This window comes from Microlunatus phosphovorus NM-1, assembly GCF_000270245.1.
Classification (GTDB): domain Bacteria; phylum Actinomycetota; class Actinomycetes; order Propionibacteriales; family Propionibacteriaceae; genus Microlunatus; species Microlunatus phosphovorus.
Window position 1 is genome coordinate 1,334,365 of the sequence record NC_015635.1, and the last position, 16,006, is coordinate 1,350,370.

Here is a 16,006-nt window from a genome sequence, read left to right on the forward strand (position 1 = left end):
CGGGCGTCAGTCCGGTCAGCGTCGCATCGACACGCCTGCCACGCACCCGGGCAACTGCTCGCTACGGCCGCCGTTCCGCACCACCCTCCTCGCCGGATAGTCTTGGACCGGTAGCCGGTCCGGCACGTGGACCTGGCGATCCGTACGGCAAGAGAGGAACACGTGTCGCACTCCCTAGGCGATCTCACTCCCGCCGGTGTGCCGCAGCCGTTCGCTACGTTGGGGCTCACCTTCGACGACGTCCTGCTGCAGCCCAACCAGAGCGACATCATCCCCTCCGAGGTGGACACTGCGACGCTGGTGTCCAAGCGGATCGCGGTGAAGGTCCCCCTGGTCTCTTCTCCGATGGACACCGTCACCGAGGCTCGGATGGCGGTCGCCATCGCGCGGCAGGGTGGGCTCGGCGTCATCCACCGGAACCTGTCCATCGAGGACCAGGCGCACCAGGTCGACATCGTCAAGCGCTCCGAGGCCGGCATGGTCGACGAGCCGATCACCATCTCCCCGGACGCCACCATCGGCGAGGCGGACGCGATGTGCGGCCGTTACCGGATCTCCGGCGTACCGGTCGTCGACCGCGACCAGACCCTGCTCGGCATCGTCACCAACCGTGACATGCGGTTCGAGAACGATCCGCACCGGCTGGTCGGCGACGTGATGACCAAGATGCCGCTGGTCACGGGTCCGGTCGGCATTGCGCCCGAGGACGCGATGCGGCTGCTGGCCCACAACAAGATCGAGAAGCTGCCGCTGGTCGATGAGCAGGGTCGGCTGAAGGGCCTGATCACGCTCAAGGACTTCGTCAAGTCCGATCAGTATCCGAACGCGACCAAGGACCCGCACGGTCGCCTGCGCGTCGGTGCGGCAGTCGGCTTCTTCGGCGACTCATGGAAGCGCGCGATGGCGTTGGTCGAGGAGGGTGTCGACCTGCTGGTCGTCGACACCGCGCATGGCCACTCGCACGGCGTGGTGGACATGGTCAAGCGGCTGAAGGCCGAGTCGGCCTGCCGGGACGTCGACATCGTGGGCGGGAACGTCGCCACGTACGCGGGTGCGAAGGCGCTCGTCGATGCCGGTGTCGACGGTGTCAAGGTCGGGGTCGGGCCGGGGTCCATCTGCACCACCCGGGTCGTCGCCGGGGTGGGCGTGCCGCAGGTGACCGCCATCCACAACGCTTCCCGGGCCTGCAAACCCGCCGGTGTCCCGCTGATCGGTGACGGCGGTCTGCAATATTCCGGCGACATCGCCAAGGCCATCGTGGCCGGTGCCGACACCGTGATGCTCGGCTCTCTGCTGGCCGGTTGTGAGGAGAGCCCGGGGGAGCTCATCTTCCTGAACGGCAAGCAGTTCAAGGCCTACCGAGGGATGGGCTCACTCGGGGCCATGGCTTCCCGGGGGCGCAATGCCTCCTTCTCCAAGGACCGCTACTTCCAAGGCGACGTCACCAACGACTCCAACCTGATCGCCGAGGGCATCGAGGGTCAGGTGCCGTTCCGCGGACCGCTGGCTGCGGTGGCATACCAGCTGATCGGCGGCCTGCGGCAGTCGATGTTCTACACCGGCGCCTCGACCATTCGTGAGTTGCACGAACGGGGCAGCTTCGTCCGGATCACCTCTGCGGGTCTGCGGGAGTCCCACCCGCACGACATCCAGATGACCGTCGAAGCACCCAACTACGCCGGCTGACCCGGCGCATCAAGGAAGATTGCCCCCATGTTCGAGATCGGCCGCAGCAAGCGTGCCCAGCAAGCCTTCGCCTTCGACGACATCGCCATCGTCCCCTCCCGCCGGACGCGGGGTGAGGAACAGGTCAATCTGACCTGGCGGATAGACGCCTTCACCTTCGACTTTCCGCTCATCGCGGCGCCGATGGACTCGGTGATGTCGCCGGCCACCGCGATCGAGATGGGTCGGCTGGGCGGTCTCGGCGTGCTCAATCTCGAGGGGCTGTGGACCCGGTACGAGAATCCCGAGCCGCTGCTGGAGGAGATCGCCGCGATCGAGGATCCGGGCGCGGCTACCCGGCGGATGCAGGAGATCTACGCCGAGCCGATCAAGGAGGAGTTGATCGGTCAGCGCGTTGCCGAGGTGCGCAGCGCCGGCGTTCCCGCGGCCGGTGCCCTGTCCCCGCAGAACACCCAGGCGTACGCGGGTGCGGTGGTCGCCTCCGGAGTCGACTTCTTCGTCATCCGAGGTACGACAGTCTCGGCCGAGCACGTGGCCGGCAAGGCCGAGCCACTCAACCTGAAGCAGTTCATCTACGCCCTCGACGTGCCGGTGATCGTGGGTGGCTGTGCCACCTACCAGGCGGCCCTGCATCTGATGCGGACCGGCGCCGCCGGCGTCCTGGTCGGTTTCGGCGGCGGCGCGGCGCACACCACCCGCGATGTGCTCGGGGTCGCGGTGCCGATGGCCTCCGCGGTTTCCGACGTGGCAGCGGCACGGCGCGATTATCTGGACGAGTCCGGCGGCCGCTACGTGCATGTGATCGCCGATGGCTCGGTCGGCCGGTCGGGCGACATCGCCAAGGCGATCGCCTGCGGCGCCGACGCCGTCATGGTGGGCTCGCCGCTGGCCAAGGCATCCGAAGCGCCCGGGCGCGGCTATCACTGGGGTCCGGAGGCATGGCACGCGAGGCTGCCGCGTGGTGAGCGGGTCGCCTTCGACGTGGTAGGCACACTCGAGCAGATCCTGCGTGGCCCCTCCGCGGTGCCTGACGGCACCATGAACCTGGTCGGTGCGCTGCGGAAGGCGATGGCGACCACCGGCTACACCGAGGTCAAGGAGTTTCAGCGGGTCGAGGTCATCGTCGGTTGATTCCCTGCACCGTCGCCGATCTAGAAGCAGCTGATCTGGACCTGCTGGTCATCGGCGGCGGGATCGTCGGTGCCGGGGTGGCGCTGGACGCGGTGACTCGTGGGCTGCGGGTCGGTCTGGTGGAGGCGGACGACTGGGGCGGCGGACGCTCCGGACACACCGGCACGCTGGTACACGGGGGATTGGTCGACCTTCCCCGGATCGGGGTGGGCGCGGTCGCGGCGCTACGCCGGGAACGGGATCTGCTGCTGGATCGGACGGCGCCGCATCTGGTGCGCCGAGTCCCGATGCTGCTGCCGTTCCACCGTGGTCTGCCGGAACGGCTCGCGGTCGGCGCCGGATTGAGTGTGTATGACGCCGCGGCCTTCTCGTTCCGCCAGCCCGGTGTGCTGCCCGGGCACCGCCAGCTCACTCGCCGCGCGGTCCGTCGACTCGCCCCGTCGCTGGCGATGACCGACATCACCGGTGCCGCGCAGTTCTACGAAGGGCAGGTCGACGACGCCCGGCTCACCATCACCGTGGTCCGCACCGCCGCTTCGTACGGGACGCTCGCGCTGGCTCGAACCGCCGTACGGCGCCTGCTGACGGTCGACGGCCGGGTCGTCGGTGCCGAGCTCACCGACGCCGCGGGTGCCTCAGCCACCGTAGGAGCCCGTGCCGTGGTTCTCGCGACCGGCACTGAGCTGAGTCGGCTGCTGCCCGGAGCCCAGCTGGGACCCGACGCCCCAGCAGGACCCGACGCCCCAGCAGGGCCCGGTGCTCCGGCCGAGCCCGGCGCCGAGTCGGCCTCCGGAGCTGGACCGACCCCCGATGGGCGGCTGGCCGCCCCGATCGCCGAGACCGTGCACCTGGTGCTGCCGCGCGGCAGGCTGCGGTCATCGACCGGACTCGTGCTCCGCTCCGACGGACGGGGCGAGGCGCGCGCACTCTATGTCGTCCCGTGGGGCCGGCATTGGATCGTCGGCAGCACCGCCGCCTGGGTCGATCCGGAGCAACTGCTGGCCGAGCTCAGCCGACACCTGGAACGACCGATCGGATCGGAATCGGTGGAGAGCGCCTACGCGAGTCCAGCGCCGATGGGTCCCGACATGGGCCGGGCGCCCTCCATTCATCAGCCCATGCCAGGACTGGTCCTGGTTCGGGGGAGCAGCCTGGCCGGCTATCGAGCCGATGCCGAGCGCGCCGTCGACGCCGCGGTCCTGCAGTTGGGCGGCCTGCATCCACGGTCGGTGACCCACCGGGTGCCGCTGCTCGGTGCCGACGGGTTCAATGCTCGCTGGAACCAGCGGCACCTGCTGGCCCGACAGGCCGGCATTCCGGTGCTGCGGATGGAGCACCTGCTGCAGCGCTACGGCACCGAGACCGCGGTGCTGGTGGCCGCCATCGAGGAGCGGCCCGAGCTGCGGGAACCGTTGTCCGGCGCGGAGGACTATCTGGTGGCCGAGGTCTGGTATGCAGTGGCGTACGAGGACGCCACCCGGTTGAGTGATCTGCTGGCGCGTCGTACCCGCATCACCCGCGAGACCTGGGATGGCGGCGTCAAGGCGGCCCCTGAGGTGGCCAGGTTGATGGCCGCCGAGCTGGGCTGGGACCCGGCCCGGCGTACTGCGGAGATCGACGGCTTCGTCGAGCGGGCCATTGCCGGTCGCTGGCAACCCTGAACCCTGGCCGTCACCGGAGTTTTGTTCCACCGTCCCCCTCCAGCGTGCACAGTGGAACAAGACCGCTGCCGGCGGGCAAGGGGGAGGACGGGTCAGCTGTCGCCGGGCGGGACCAGCGGCACCAGGGCGTTCCAGCGCGCGGTCTGACACGCGTCGTTGCGGGACAGCGTGGTCGAGATCTTCTTGCCGCGCCAGGTGCCGGTGATCTCGGCTCGCTCAGGCCCGCTGTAGACCTGGGCGCAGGCACGACCGTCAGGCACCGGGTCCAGGGCGGAGCGGTGGCCATCGACGGCTGCGCAGGCTCCCTCGGGATCGGGGTGGGTGCCGCCGACCGGGTCACAGGTGAGCGTCCAGCGGGTGGTCTTGCCTGTGCCGTCATCGACGGTGATGGTCAGCTGGGAGGCGCTTGTCGGGGTGGCCGCGGCACTCGTTGGACCGCTGGAGGTCGGACCGCCGGTTGTCGGCCCGTCGGACGGACCGCCGCCGCTGCCGCCGCCACAGGCCGCGGTGACGAGCACCAGGCTGATGGTGAGGAGCGTGCCGAGGCGAAGTCGCATGGCCAAGATCCCTCTCCCGACGACGTGGCCGACGCCGTGTCGCGGTCCAGCGTACGTTCCCGCGCCATCGGTTGCACTTCGTTCGGCGAACGTCCACGTCGTCGATTTGATCCATTGGACGATCTTGGTCCATTGGCTGACGGGGACCCGGCTGCGGTGTTACTGTCGGTGGCCATTGGACGCCGCCGGGACTCGGGGGGAAACAGAGTCACAGCGTCTCGTCGAAGGAACTGAACACATGTCGTCGTCAGCGACCCCTGTCCGCGTACGCCGAGGCACCCTTGCCGCGGCGTTCTCCTTGTCGTGCGTGCTGTTGTCATGCCTGCTGCTCCTCGGACCGAGTCCGACAGCAGCGGCCAAGCCGCCGGCCGTGCCATCGGTGACCCTGCCGGGCGAGCTCAGCGCCAAGGGAACCTACATCGTCACCCTGGTGGATGCGCCGATCGCCGCGTATGCCGGTGAGGTCCCCGGCTATCGGGCCACCAAGCCGGACAAGGGGGACCGGGTCGACGTGGCCAGCAGCGACGCCAAGCGCTACCGCTCCTACCTGCGGAAGCGACAGGACACCGTTGCAGCCCGCGTCGGCGCGAAGCCCCGGGAACGGCATGAGGTCGGGCTCGCCGGCTTCACCTCGACGATGACCGGCCAGCAAGCCGCGCGGCTGGCGCGTACCGAGGGCGTCCTGTCTGTCACCAAGGACACCCTGCGGCACGTTCCCGACGCTCGCAAGTCGACCGATTTCCTGGGCCTGTCAGGGAGCCGGGGCGTGTGGTCCAAGCTGGGCGGTCCGCAGAAGTCCGGGCGCGGGGTGGTCGTCGGCGTCCTCGACTCCGGCGTCTGGCCGGAGAGCGCGTCGTTCGCCGGCGCACCGCTGCAGCAGGCTGCCGGACAGCGCAAGCAGCTCTCCGCACAGCATGCGAAACAGGTCAAGAAGACCGACCAGCAGTTCGTGCCGAAGCTCTCCGGCGACGTCATCACCATGGTCAAGTCCGATGGCGGTACCTTCACCGGCACCTGCGAGTCCGGCGAGGAGTTCTCCCCGGCCAACTGCAACACCAAACTGATCGGCGCCCGGTCTTTCGGCGAGACCTGGCTGAACGCGGTACCGGCCGATCAGCGCGCCGACTACGTCTCTCCGCGTGATGGGGAAGGGCACGGCAGTCATACGGCTTCGATCGCCGCCGGCAACCACAACGTGGAGGCCTCGGCCGACGGCCATGACTACGGCGCCATCTCGGGCGTGGCGCCCGCTGCCAAGATCGCCGTCTACAAGGTGCTGTGGCAGGCGAAGGACGCCACCCGGACCGGCGCGTACGACACCGATGTGCTGGATGCGGTCGATGCCGCCATCACCGACGGTGTCGACGTGATCAACTACTCGATCTCGACCAACGACAATCCGGTGTCCCCGGTCCAGGTGGCTTTCCTCGCGGCTGCCTCAGCCGGCATCTTCGTGGCGGCCGCCGCGGGCAACTCCGGTCCGGATGCCTCGACAGTGCAAAGCGTCGCACCGTGGGTGACCACGGTGGGCGCCCACACGATCGCGCCCTACTACGGCACCGTCACCTTGGGCAACGAGAACGCGTACCTGGGCGTCTCCTCCACCGTCGATCAGCCGGTCGGCCCGGCCCCGCTGATCAACGGATCGGCGGCGGCGGCCAACGGCAAGACCGCTGACGAGGCCGGGGTCTGCACCCCCGACAGCCTCGACCCCTACCGGGTGGCCGGGAAGGTCGTCATCTGTGATCGAGGCGGACCCGGGCGGCCGGTCAAGTCCGCCGAGGTGAAGCGGGCCGGCGGCATCGGCATGGTGCTGACCAATCCCACGACCAACACCCTCGACGCGGATCTGCACTCGGTGCCGACCGTGCACGTGAACCCGCCCGCCTCGGCAGCCATCAAGGAGTACGCGGCCAAGGGCGACGCGACGGTGACCCTCACGCAGGGGAACCAGACCTCCGACACCATCGCGTACCCCCAGATCGCCACCTTCTCCGGCCGCGGGCCGGCGCTGCTGACCGGTGGCGACACCCTCAAACCTGACCTGGTCGCCCCTGGAGTGTCCATCCTTGGTGCGGTCGCGCCGAGCAGCAACGGCGGGCAGAGCTTCGCGTTCAGGTCCGGCACGTCGCAGGCCGCCCCGCAGGTCGCCGGGCTGGCGGCCTTGATGTACGGCGCCGGCGTGCACCCGGACTGGTCGCCGATGCAGGTCAAATCAGCGCTGATGACCACCGCCAAGGACCTGCAGGATGCCAAGGGCCGACGTGTCACCGACCCATTCGCCCAAGGTGCGGGCCGGGTCGATCCGACGGCGATGCTGAAGCCCGGCCTGGTGTTTCCGGCCGGCCTCGTCGACTGGTTCGGCTATCTCGAGGGACTCGGCGTGAACACCGACTCGGGGCTGACAGCCATCGACCCGAGCGACTACAACGCACCGTCGATCGCGATCGGGCGACTGGCCGGCAGCCAGACCGTGACCCGAAAGGTGACCGCCGTGCAGGCTGGTCGCTATCGAGCCTCGGTCAGCGCGTCAGGGCTGCGCGTACGTGTCAGCCCCACGGTGCTCAAGCTGCGGAAGGGCGAGACCAAGAAGGTCACGATCACCATCACCCGAACGAAGGCCAAACTGGACGAGGCCAGCAGTGGATTCGTGACCTGGAAGGGAGAGCATGCCCGGGTTCGGATCCCGTTGGTCGTGACCCCACGGGACCTGGACGCGCCCGCTCAGCTCACTGGCTCCAGCGCCGCGAACAAGCTCCGCTATTCCGTGCGGCCGGGCCTGTCGGGCCGGTTCACCGCGACCGGCACCGGACTGTCTGCCGGAGACCCGATCACTCCGATGCAGCCGATACCGGAGGGCGCGAACGAGCAATACCCGGTCGAGGTGCCGGCCGACACGAAGGTGGCACGTTTCACCGCGCGGGCTGCGAGCGCCCAGGCCAAGCTCAATCTCTATGTCTTCCAGATCCTGCCCGACGACTCCTACACTCTGGTGGCTCGGTCGTCGGCGCCTGCGGCGAATCAATCGCTGGTCTTGGTCAAGCCGGCCGCCGGCATCTATGTGGCCGCGGTGGAGAACGCCGGCAATGCGCCGGGCACGCCGTCAACCATGTTCGAGTACCGCACCGGACTGGCCGTGCCGGGCAGCGGACTCGGTGATTTCACCGTCTCGCCGGCGAGCAGGACCGTCGTCGCCGGGCAGCCACACCGGCTGACTGCTCGTTGGTCGGGGCTCAGCGCCGAGGTGCCGTACGTCGGCTGGGTCGAGTACCCCAACGGCACCGGCACGGTGATCACCCTCAACTGAGGAGCTGGCACTAGGCTGCACCGACATGGACGACCGGGCAGCTGACCAGCCACTGGATCCGCAGGTGCAGACCGAACTGCTGCGTCTGCGGGACAGCATCGACAACATGGATGCGGCGTTGATCCACCTGCTGGCGGAGCGGTTCAAGGTCACCCAGCAGGTGGGAGAGCTCAAGGCGAGGCACGGTCTCGCGCCCGCGGACCCGGCCCGAGAGGCCCGGCAGATCGCTCGGCTGCGCACCCTGGCCGGGGAGGCGAAGCTGGACCCCGAATTCGCCGAGAAGTTCCTCAACTTCGTCGTCGCCGAGGTGGTTCGCCACCACCAGACCCTGCAGCGCTCCTCTCTTGCCTGACTGCTCCTACCCTGGGGATATGACGACGCTCGATGGCCGGACCCGGTTGGCAACCGTGGAAACGCCGGACGCGGTGCCGTGGGACGGTCCACGGCTGGCCGCGCAGCTCGCGGCGACCGGTCCGAGCAGACAGTGGCGCTCGGCGTACGACGAGGACCTGGCCACCGAACTGCCCACTTCCACCCCCAGTGATGTCGCCGCGGCGGCGGACCGCGCTCGAACTGCTCAGCAGGAGTGGGCAGCCCGCCCACTCGACGAGCGCAGACGGGTCTTGCTCGACTTCCATGACGCGGTGCTCGATCAACGGGACCGATTGGCCGACCTGCTGCAGTACGAAGGTGGCAAGGCCCGGCTGGTCGCGATCGAGGAAGTCCTGCATCTCGCGCTGACCGCCCGCTATTACGCGCGGACGGCGCGGGAGGTGCTGCACCACCAACGCCGCAGCGGCATCTTCCCGCTGCTCACCCGGATCGATCAGCACTATCTGCCCCGCGGACTGGTCGGCATCATCGCTCCCTGGAATTATCCGCTCAGCCCCACCATCTCCGACGGGCTGGCAGCCCTGGTGGCGGGCAATGCGCTGCTGCTCAAGCCCGACCTGCAGACCCCGTACGTGGCTCTCGCTGCCGTCGACCTGCTCCGGCAGGCGGGGATGCCGGCCGAGCTGTGGCAGGTGGTCCACGGTGCGGGCGAGCGGGTGGGGGCCGAGCTGATCGGCCAGGTCGACTACCTCTGCTTCACCGGGTCGACCGCGACCGGCCGGATCGTCGCCAGACAGTGCGCTGATCGGCTGATCGGCTGCTCACTCGAACTGGGCGGCAAGAACCCGCTGCTGGTCCTCGACGATGCCGACATCGAGCAGACCGCTGCGGGTGCGGTGCGGGCCAGCTTCAGCAACGCCGGACAGCTGTGCGTCTCTGCCGAACGGATCTTCGTGGCCGACCGGCTGCAGCGCGAGTTCACCGACGCGTTCCTCGCCAAGACCCGCGCCGTCCGGCTGGGCCGGTCGCTGGACTTCGAGTACGAGATGGGCAGCCTGATCAGTGCCGACCAGCTGGCGCGGGTGGAGTCCCACGTCGCCGACGCGCGGGCCAAGGGCGCTCGGGTGCTCACCGGGGGACGGCGGCGCCCCGATCTCGGCCCGCTGTTCTATGAGCCGACGGTGCTGGCCGGAGTCACCGCAGAGATGGCCTGCTATGCCGAGGAGACGTTCGGACCGGTGGTCAGCATCTATCCGGTCCGCGACGAGACGGAGGCAGTCCGGCGCGCCAACGACTCGGCGTACGGACTGAACGCCAGCGTGTGGACCGGCGACCCGGTCCGTGGCCGTCGGGTCGCGGCGCAGCTGCGATGCGGGACGGTGAACGTCAACGAAGCATACGCGGCCACCTTCGGCAGCATCGACGCGCCCATGGGTGGCATGAAGAACTCAGGGTTGGGCCGTCGGCAGGGGCCGGAAGGGCTGCTGCGGTTCGTCCAGCCACAGGTGGTCGGCACCCAGTCGCTGCTCCCGATCGCCCCCAGCCATGGACTGTCTCCGCAGACGTTCGCCTCCGGTCTGACGGTCGCGCTCCGAGTCCTGAAGTCGCTTGGCCGAGCCTGACGGAGCTCTCGCCTTGGGCAGCATTCCCGCCGAGAGTTTGGTCAAATGGGGATCGGCAGTAACACTGCTTAGGCGTTCTATGTTCGGGCGCGGTCACCACCGGGAGGGTTCACAGCGCAATGCCACATCATCGATCACGGCCACATCGTCGATCGAGTCGCTGGTTGGCCGTGTTGGCCGCGGTGGCCATTTCGCTGGCAGCACCCCTGCCGATCCTGACCTCCGACGTCGCCGCAGCCGAGGCCACCGACCCGCTGCAAGCCGCGGTCGAGACCTACCTGGCCAAGAACAGCGGTGTGACGTTGGGCGACTGTCCGACCGTCGGGGATGTCGGTTCTCGGTGCGCAACGATCGCAGTCCCGAAGGACTGGCAGAACCCAGGCAAGGGCGATCTGCAAGTCGCGATCGCCTATCTGAGGTCCGATGACCCGAACGCGCAGCTGCTGACCACCAACCCAGGTGGCCCCGGAGTGGCCGGCCGCTATCTGACCGAGCAGCTGAGCTGGACCAAGCCCCAGGTGGCGCAGCAGTACGACCTGCTCGGCTTCGATCCCCGCGGCTATGGTGCCAGCACCCGGGTGCGGTGTCTGACGACCACGGCGAAGTACAACAAGCTGCCGAAGGTCGCCGACCGTCGGGTCCGCAACAAGGCGACCCACAAGGTGGAGGTGGCCGAGGCCAAGCTGTTCGGCGAGGCCTGCGGCGGTGATCCGAATGCGCGCTACATCAACACCCAGCAGACCGTCTGGGACCTCGACTTCCTCCGCCAGCTGATGGCCCAGTACGCCGGCAAGACCTACGATCAGCTGAACTACGTCGGCTACTCCTACGGCACCTGGCTGGGCGCCTGGTATGCCGACACCTTCCCGAGTCGCGTCGGGAAGTTCATCCTCGACTCCAACATGGACTGGACGTCGTCGATGTATGCCAACCAGACCCTCGACCCCAAGGCTTTCCAGCGGCGCCGGGACAAGATGCTGTTCCCCTACCTGGCGCGGCACCACTCGGAGTTCGGGCTGGGCAAGAGCGCCAGTGCGGTGAAGAAGAAGTACGAGGCGACGCGCAAGAAGCTCGCTGCGCAGGCGAAGAAGGACCTGAAGAAGGGCAAGACACCGGCCATCGGTCCGGAGGACCTGGACTACACCGTGTCGGCCTACATCGAGCTGGACTCCGGATTCGAGCCGGCCGGCGCGGTGATCGAGGCTGCCGTCTATCTGGCGAAGCATCCGTCGTCCTCGAAGGCGCGCAAGACCGTCGCCAAGCGGGTCAAGGGACCGATGACAGGGGCGCCGTTCTCCGTCCAGCGCTCCGCCAAGGCCGTGTCCGGATCGGCTCAGAAGGACATCTCCGTCGGTCTGGCCGGGGCGATCGTGCGCTGCAACGACAACGTCAACTCCAGCAACCTCACCGCCCTGCTGAAGCGAGCCGACGCGGATGCCAAGAAGTACCCGTTCCTCGGCTACCTCAACACCATTCCGCAGTGCGCCTACTGGAAGTACAAGCCGCAGACCCGCACCATCGACCTTGCCGGAGTCTCGAACAAGATCTTGATGTTCCAGGGCGAGGGCGACCCGGCGACAGCGTACGAGGGTGCCCGGACCGCACATCGCCGGACAGCCGGCACAACCGTGCTGGTGAGCGTGGACAACGAGGGGCAGCACGGCCTCTACATCGACGGTCCGTCGAAGTGCGTCGATTCGCTCGGTGACAAGTTCTTGTTCACCGCCTGGAAGCCGACGACCGACTCGACCTGCACCACCGGCCCGTTGCCGTTCGAGAAGAAGGTCTACCCGCTGGCGGGTCCGGTCTCCGGTGCCAGCTCCACGGTCAAGACAGCGGTCAAGGCCAAGAACTCCGCGGTCAAGGCTGTGCGAGCCGAGGTCGCCAAACGCGCGTTGAGCTGACCAGTTGGGAGCTGGGCGGCCTTAGCCTGGGTCGGGTGAGCGTGACCCTGCGTCCGGCGACGCGTGACGACGCCGAGGCCCTCGGTGCGTTGCACGTCGCGTCCTGGCGCTGGGCGTACGAGGGGCTGCTCCCGGCTGGCTACCTGGCTGGTCTGAGTGCCGCTGCACGCAGTGCGTGGTGGCGGCAGGCGCTCAGCGAGCCGTGGCCGGGTTCGGTGCTGGTCGCCGAGCTGGCCGAGGAGATCATCGGGTTCGTCACCGTCGGGCCGGGTATGCCCACCGAGCCGGGGACGGCGACGCTGTACGCGATCTATCTGCATCCTCGCCACACCGGCGCGGGAGTAGGCCATCTGCTGCATGAGGCTGGCCTGGAGGTGCTGCGGGAGCAGGGATATGCCGACGTCATCCTCTGGGTGCTGCGCACGAACCAACGGGCGATCGCGTTCTATGAACGACACGGCTGGTCGCGTGACGGCCGCGAGCAGCTGGATCACTCGGTGCCTGATGTAGAACTCGACGAGATCGGCATGCGGCGCAGGCTGTGACCGCGCGCGTCCCGGCCCAGTTCCAAACGTGCCTGAGCTAGGGCACCAGCCGCGCATCGCTCACGGTTGCTCACGACGGGCTCTCGATCGGCGTGTAGACGACCAGTTGAATGTCCGGCCGGTCGGAGGGCCGCAGCTGGTGCTGTTCGAAGACCAGCCGACCGGCCCGGGGATGATGGAAGATCCGCTCCCGGGACTGGAAGCCGCGGATGTCGTGGTCCTGCCAGCCGGCGCGGAACTCGGGACTGGTCTCGATGAGTCGGGCGATCAGGTCGAGGTAACGGGGATCGCCAAGACGCGGACCAGCCTCGGCTCGGAACTCGGCGAGGAAACGGCGGCTGGTGACCTCCCAGTCGTCCAGCAGGTCGCGTACGCCGGGGTCGGTGAAGACGAGCCAGAGCAGATTGCGTTGCTCGGGCGAGGCACTCGCGACGTTGGGATAGAGCGCCTCGTAGGCTCGGTTCCAGCCGGTGATTCCCCAGTCCGGCGCGAGCGCATAGGCGGGATGCCCCGCCAAGGCATCGAGAAACCGCTGGACGTGCGCGGGCGCCGTTTGGACCGCTGATTCCGCTCCGGGAGGGGCCGGGACAAGGCCGGCGAGGCCAAGCAGGTAGTTGTGCTCGGGAACCGTCAGCCGCAAGCAGCGCGCGATCGCGTCCAGCACCTGACGTGACGGGTTGATGTCGCGTCCCTGCTCGAGCCAGGTGTACCAGGTCACGCTCACCCCGGAGAGGTAGGAGACCTCTTCGCGACGCAGCCCTTTCCTACGTCCACGGGTGCCGGGCGGGAGTCCGTAGTCGGCCCGGTCGACCTGTTCCCGGCGCGCACGCAGCAGCGCCCCGAGCTCTTTGCGTCTCTCCTGGTCGCTGGTCACGCAGTGACCGTAGCGCCTCGACACTAGTGCTCTGACTACTAGTACTGAGGCCGTCTTCCGGATCCGGGAGCGGACGGGCACGGTGGATGCATGTCCACGCCGCTGCGTTCCCGCACCGTCACACATGGCCGCAACATGGCCGGAGCCCGCGCGTTGCTGCGGGCGGCCGGTGTCGACGCGGCCGACTTCGGGAAGCCGATCATCGCCGTCGCGAACAGCTTCACCGAGTTCGTCCCCGGTCACACCCATCTGCAGCCGGTGGGCAGGATCGTCTCTGCGGCGATCACGGCGGCGGGCGGCATCCCCCGTGAGTTCAACACGATCGCCGTCGACGACGGCATCGCGATGGGGCACGAGGGCATGCTCTACTCGCTGCCTTCGCGAGACCTCATCGCGGACTCGGTCGAGTACATGGTGAACGCCCATCGGGCCGACGCGCTCGTCTGTATCTCCAACTGCGACAAGATCACGCCTGGCATGCTGATGGCTGCCCTGCGGCTGAACATCCCGACGGTCTTCGTCTCCGGCGGCCCCATGGAGTCCGGGCGCACGACGCTCGTGGGCGGCACTGTACGCACTCTCGATCTCATCGACGCAATCTCCGAAGCCGCCAACGACACGATTTCCGACGCCGACATCGCCCTCATCGAGGAGGCCGCCTGTCCGACCTGTGGCTCCTGCTCCGGCATGTTCACCGCGAACTCGATGAACTGCCTCACCGAGGCCATCGGTCTGGCCCTGCCCGGGAACGGTTCGGTGTTGGCGACGCACACAGCGCGCCGGGCCCTCTATGAGCAGGCTGGTGAGACGGTGGTCCGGCTCGCCGATCGCTACTACGACGAGGACGACGCCTCGGTGCTGCCGCGCAGCATTGCCACGCCGGCCGCGTTCGGCAACGCCATGGCACTCGACATCGCCATGGGCGGTTCGACCAACACGATCCTGCATCTGCTCGCCGCAGCACACGAGGCCGAGATCGGCTTCGGTCTGGACGAGATCGACGCCATCTCCCGGCGAGTGCCCTGCCTCGCCAAGGTCGCTCCCAACGCGGCTCATGGGCGGATGTACTACCTGGAGGACGTCCACCGCGCGGGCGGCATTCCGGCGATCCTGGGCGAGCTGCACCGCGCCGACCTGCTCGACGAGGGCGTGCACGCGATCCACGCCGATTCTCTTACCCGCTGGCTCGATGAGTGGGATGTCCGTGGTGGCCGGGCCTCGGACACGGCCAGAGAGCTCTGGCATGCCGCGCCCGGTGGGGTGCGCTCCTCGACCGCGTTCTCCCAGTCCGAGCGCTGGGCTACGTTGGACGAGGATGCTGCGCACGGCTGCATCCGCGACGCCGCACATGCCTACTCCGTCGACGGCGGCCTGGCAGTGCTGCGTGGCAACCTCGCCCTCGACGGCGCGGTGGTGAAGACCGCCGGCGTGGACCCCTCGATCTGGACCTTCTCCGGTCCGGCAGTCGTGTGTGAGTCGCAGGAGGAAGCGGTCGCCAAGATCCTCGGGAAACAGGTGCAGCCGGGCGACGTGGTCGTCATCCGCTATGAGGGTCCGAAGGGTGGGCCGGGTATGCAGGAGATGCTCCACCCGACCTCGTTCCTCAAGGGGCGTGGCCTTGGCAAGCAGTGCGCGCTCATCACCGACGGGCGTTTCTCGGGAGGCACCTCCGGCCTGTCCATCGGTCATGTCTCGCCCGAGGCGGCAGCCGGCGGCACGATCGCCCTCGTCGAGGATGGCGACGTCGTGGAGATCGACATCCCTGCCCGGTCGCTCGTGCTGCAGGTGGATGCAACCGAGCTGGAGAAGCGTCGCGCCCGCCTGATGGACTCCGGCGGCTGCCGGCCGCGAGACCGCCGGCGGACCGTGTCACCGGCGCTGCGCGTCTACGCGGCGATGGCGACCTCGGCCGATCGCGGTGCCGTCCGCGATCTGGAGACCGTGGAACGAGCGCTGCGGACGCAGGGCGTACGCAATTAGTCGCCCGGCCAGGCGCCGGTGACCTTCTCGAACAGCCTGGCGCCACCGCGATCGATCAGGACCTGGACGATCGCGAACACCCCGGCCTGGAAGAGTGCGAAGGCGAGCACCTTGCCCATGGAGTACTGCGGGTCCAGGGCGCCGGGGGTGTCGTCCTCGTGGGCGACCTTCTTCCAGATCGCCGCCACCAGCTTGCCGGCGAGCGCCGCAGAGCCCAGGCTGGCCGCGAGACCGATCGGCCGGTACGCCATTTTCGCCATGTCCGCCATGGACGTTCACCTCTCTCGGGTCGGTGCACCCCATCCAACCAGGTCGGCCAACCGGCGCAGTGCAGGCGGGCAACGTCGCCGGTGGCAACCACTAGACTCGGGCCCTCACCAGGATGGCGGAAGGACAACTCAACGTG

12 protein-coding genes are annotated in these 16,006 nt (G+C 68.5%); 9 read left to right on the top strand and 3 right to left on the bottom strand.

Features of this window, described 5'->3' with window-relative positions; translation table 11 throughout:
• Window positions 1-162: 162 nt before the first annotated feature.
• From guaB to MLP_RS05955, 3 genes are read left to right on the top strand one after another with little or no spacing between them, the layout of a single operon-like run.
• Window positions 163-1,686 (top strand): IMP dehydrogenase, encoded by a 1,524-nt coding sequence (gene guaB, locus MLP_RS05945; RefSeq protein WP_049804467.1) that lies wholly within the window; start codon window positions 163-165, stop codon window positions 1,684-1,686.
• Window positions 1,687-1,713: 27 nt separating this feature from the next.
• A complete protein-coding gene (locus MLP_RS05950) occupies window positions 1,714-2,817 on the top strand; it encodes a GuaB3 family IMP dehydrogenase-related protein (protein WP_013862116.1) in 1,104 nt (367 codons plus the stop codon).
• The gene (locus MLP_RS05955; RefSeq protein WP_013862117.1) at window positions 2,814-4,478 is read left to right on the top strand and encodes a glycerol-3-phosphate dehydrogenase/oxidase; all 1,665 of its coding nucleotides are present in this window, start codon (window positions 2,814-2,816) and stop codon (window positions 4,476-4,478) included. Before MLP_RS05950 ends, MLP_RS05955 begins: the two co-directional genes overlap by 4 nt.
• Window positions 4,479-4,570: 92 nt before the next feature.
• On the opposite strand, the gene MLP_RS05960 is transcribed toward MLP_RS05955, so the two are convergent.
• Window positions 4,571-5,035 carry an SSI family serine proteinase inhibitor gene (locus tag MLP_RS05960; protein WP_013862118.1) on the bottom strand — a complete coding sequence of 155 codons (465 nt, stop codon included), beginning with the start codon at window positions 5,033-5,035 and terminating at the stop codon, window positions 4,571-4,573.
• A gap of 238 nt (window positions 5,036-5,273) precedes the next feature.
• On the opposite strand from MLP_RS05960, the gene MLP_RS29195 reads away from it, so the two are divergent.
• From MLP_RS29195 to MLP_RS05985, 5 genes are all read left to right on the top strand, one after another.
• Window positions 5,274-8,342: a S8 family serine peptidase gene (locus MLP_RS29195; protein ID WP_013862119.1), complete on the top strand. Its 3,069-nt coding sequence runs from the start codon at window positions 5,274-5,276 to the stop codon at window positions 8,340-8,342.
• A gap of 25 nt (window positions 8,343-8,367) precedes the next feature.
• Window positions 8,368-8,694, top strand: coding sequence for a chorismate mutase (locus tag MLP_RS05970; RefSeq protein ID WP_013862120.1), 327 nt, complete (start codon window positions 8,368-8,370; stop codon window positions 8,692-8,694).
• Between the two features lie 19 nt (window positions 8,695-8,713).
• Window positions 8,714-10,297, top strand: coding sequence for a succinic semialdehyde dehydrogenase (locus MLP_RS05975; protein ID WP_013862121.1), 1,584 nt, complete (start codon window positions 8,714-8,716; stop codon window positions 10,295-10,297).
• 170 nt (window positions 10,298-10,467) lie between these two features.
• A complete protein-coding gene (locus MLP_RS05980; RefSeq protein ID WP_049804469.1) occupies window positions 10,468-12,201 on the top strand; it encodes an alpha/beta hydrolase in 1,734 nt (577 codons plus the stop codon).
• A gap of 35 nt (window positions 12,202-12,236) precedes the next feature.
• Window positions 12,237-12,746 (top strand): GNAT family N-acetyltransferase, encoded by a 510-nt coding sequence (locus MLP_RS05985; protein WP_013862123.1) that lies wholly within the window; start codon window positions 12,237-12,239, stop codon window positions 12,744-12,746.
• Between the two features lie 70 nt (window positions 12,747-12,816).
• Here MLP_RS05985 and MLP_RS05990 read toward each other — a convergent pair whose 3' ends face one another.
• Window positions 12,817-13,620: a helix-turn-helix transcriptional regulator gene (locus MLP_RS05990; protein WP_013862124.1), complete on the bottom strand. Its 804-nt coding sequence runs from the start codon at window positions 13,618-13,620 to the stop codon at window positions 12,817-12,819.
• A gap of 90 nt (window positions 13,621-13,710) precedes the next feature.
• Here MLP_RS05990 and ilvD point away from each other — a divergent pair, with 90 nt between their 5' ends.
• Window positions 13,711-15,600, top strand: coding sequence for a dihydroxy-acid dehydratase (gene ilvD / locus MLP_RS05995; protein ID WP_013862125.1), 1,890 nt, complete (start codon window positions 13,711-13,713; stop codon window positions 15,598-15,600).
• Here the strand turns inward: ilvD and MLP_RS06000 are convergent.
• Window positions 15,597-15,869 (bottom strand): DUF4235 domain-containing protein, encoded by a 273-nt coding sequence (locus tag MLP_RS06000; protein WP_013862126.1) that lies wholly within the window; start codon window positions 15,867-15,869, stop codon window positions 15,597-15,599. The genes ilvD and MLP_RS06000 overlap by 4 nt on opposite strands.
• Window positions 15,870-16,006: the final 137 nt, after the last annotated feature.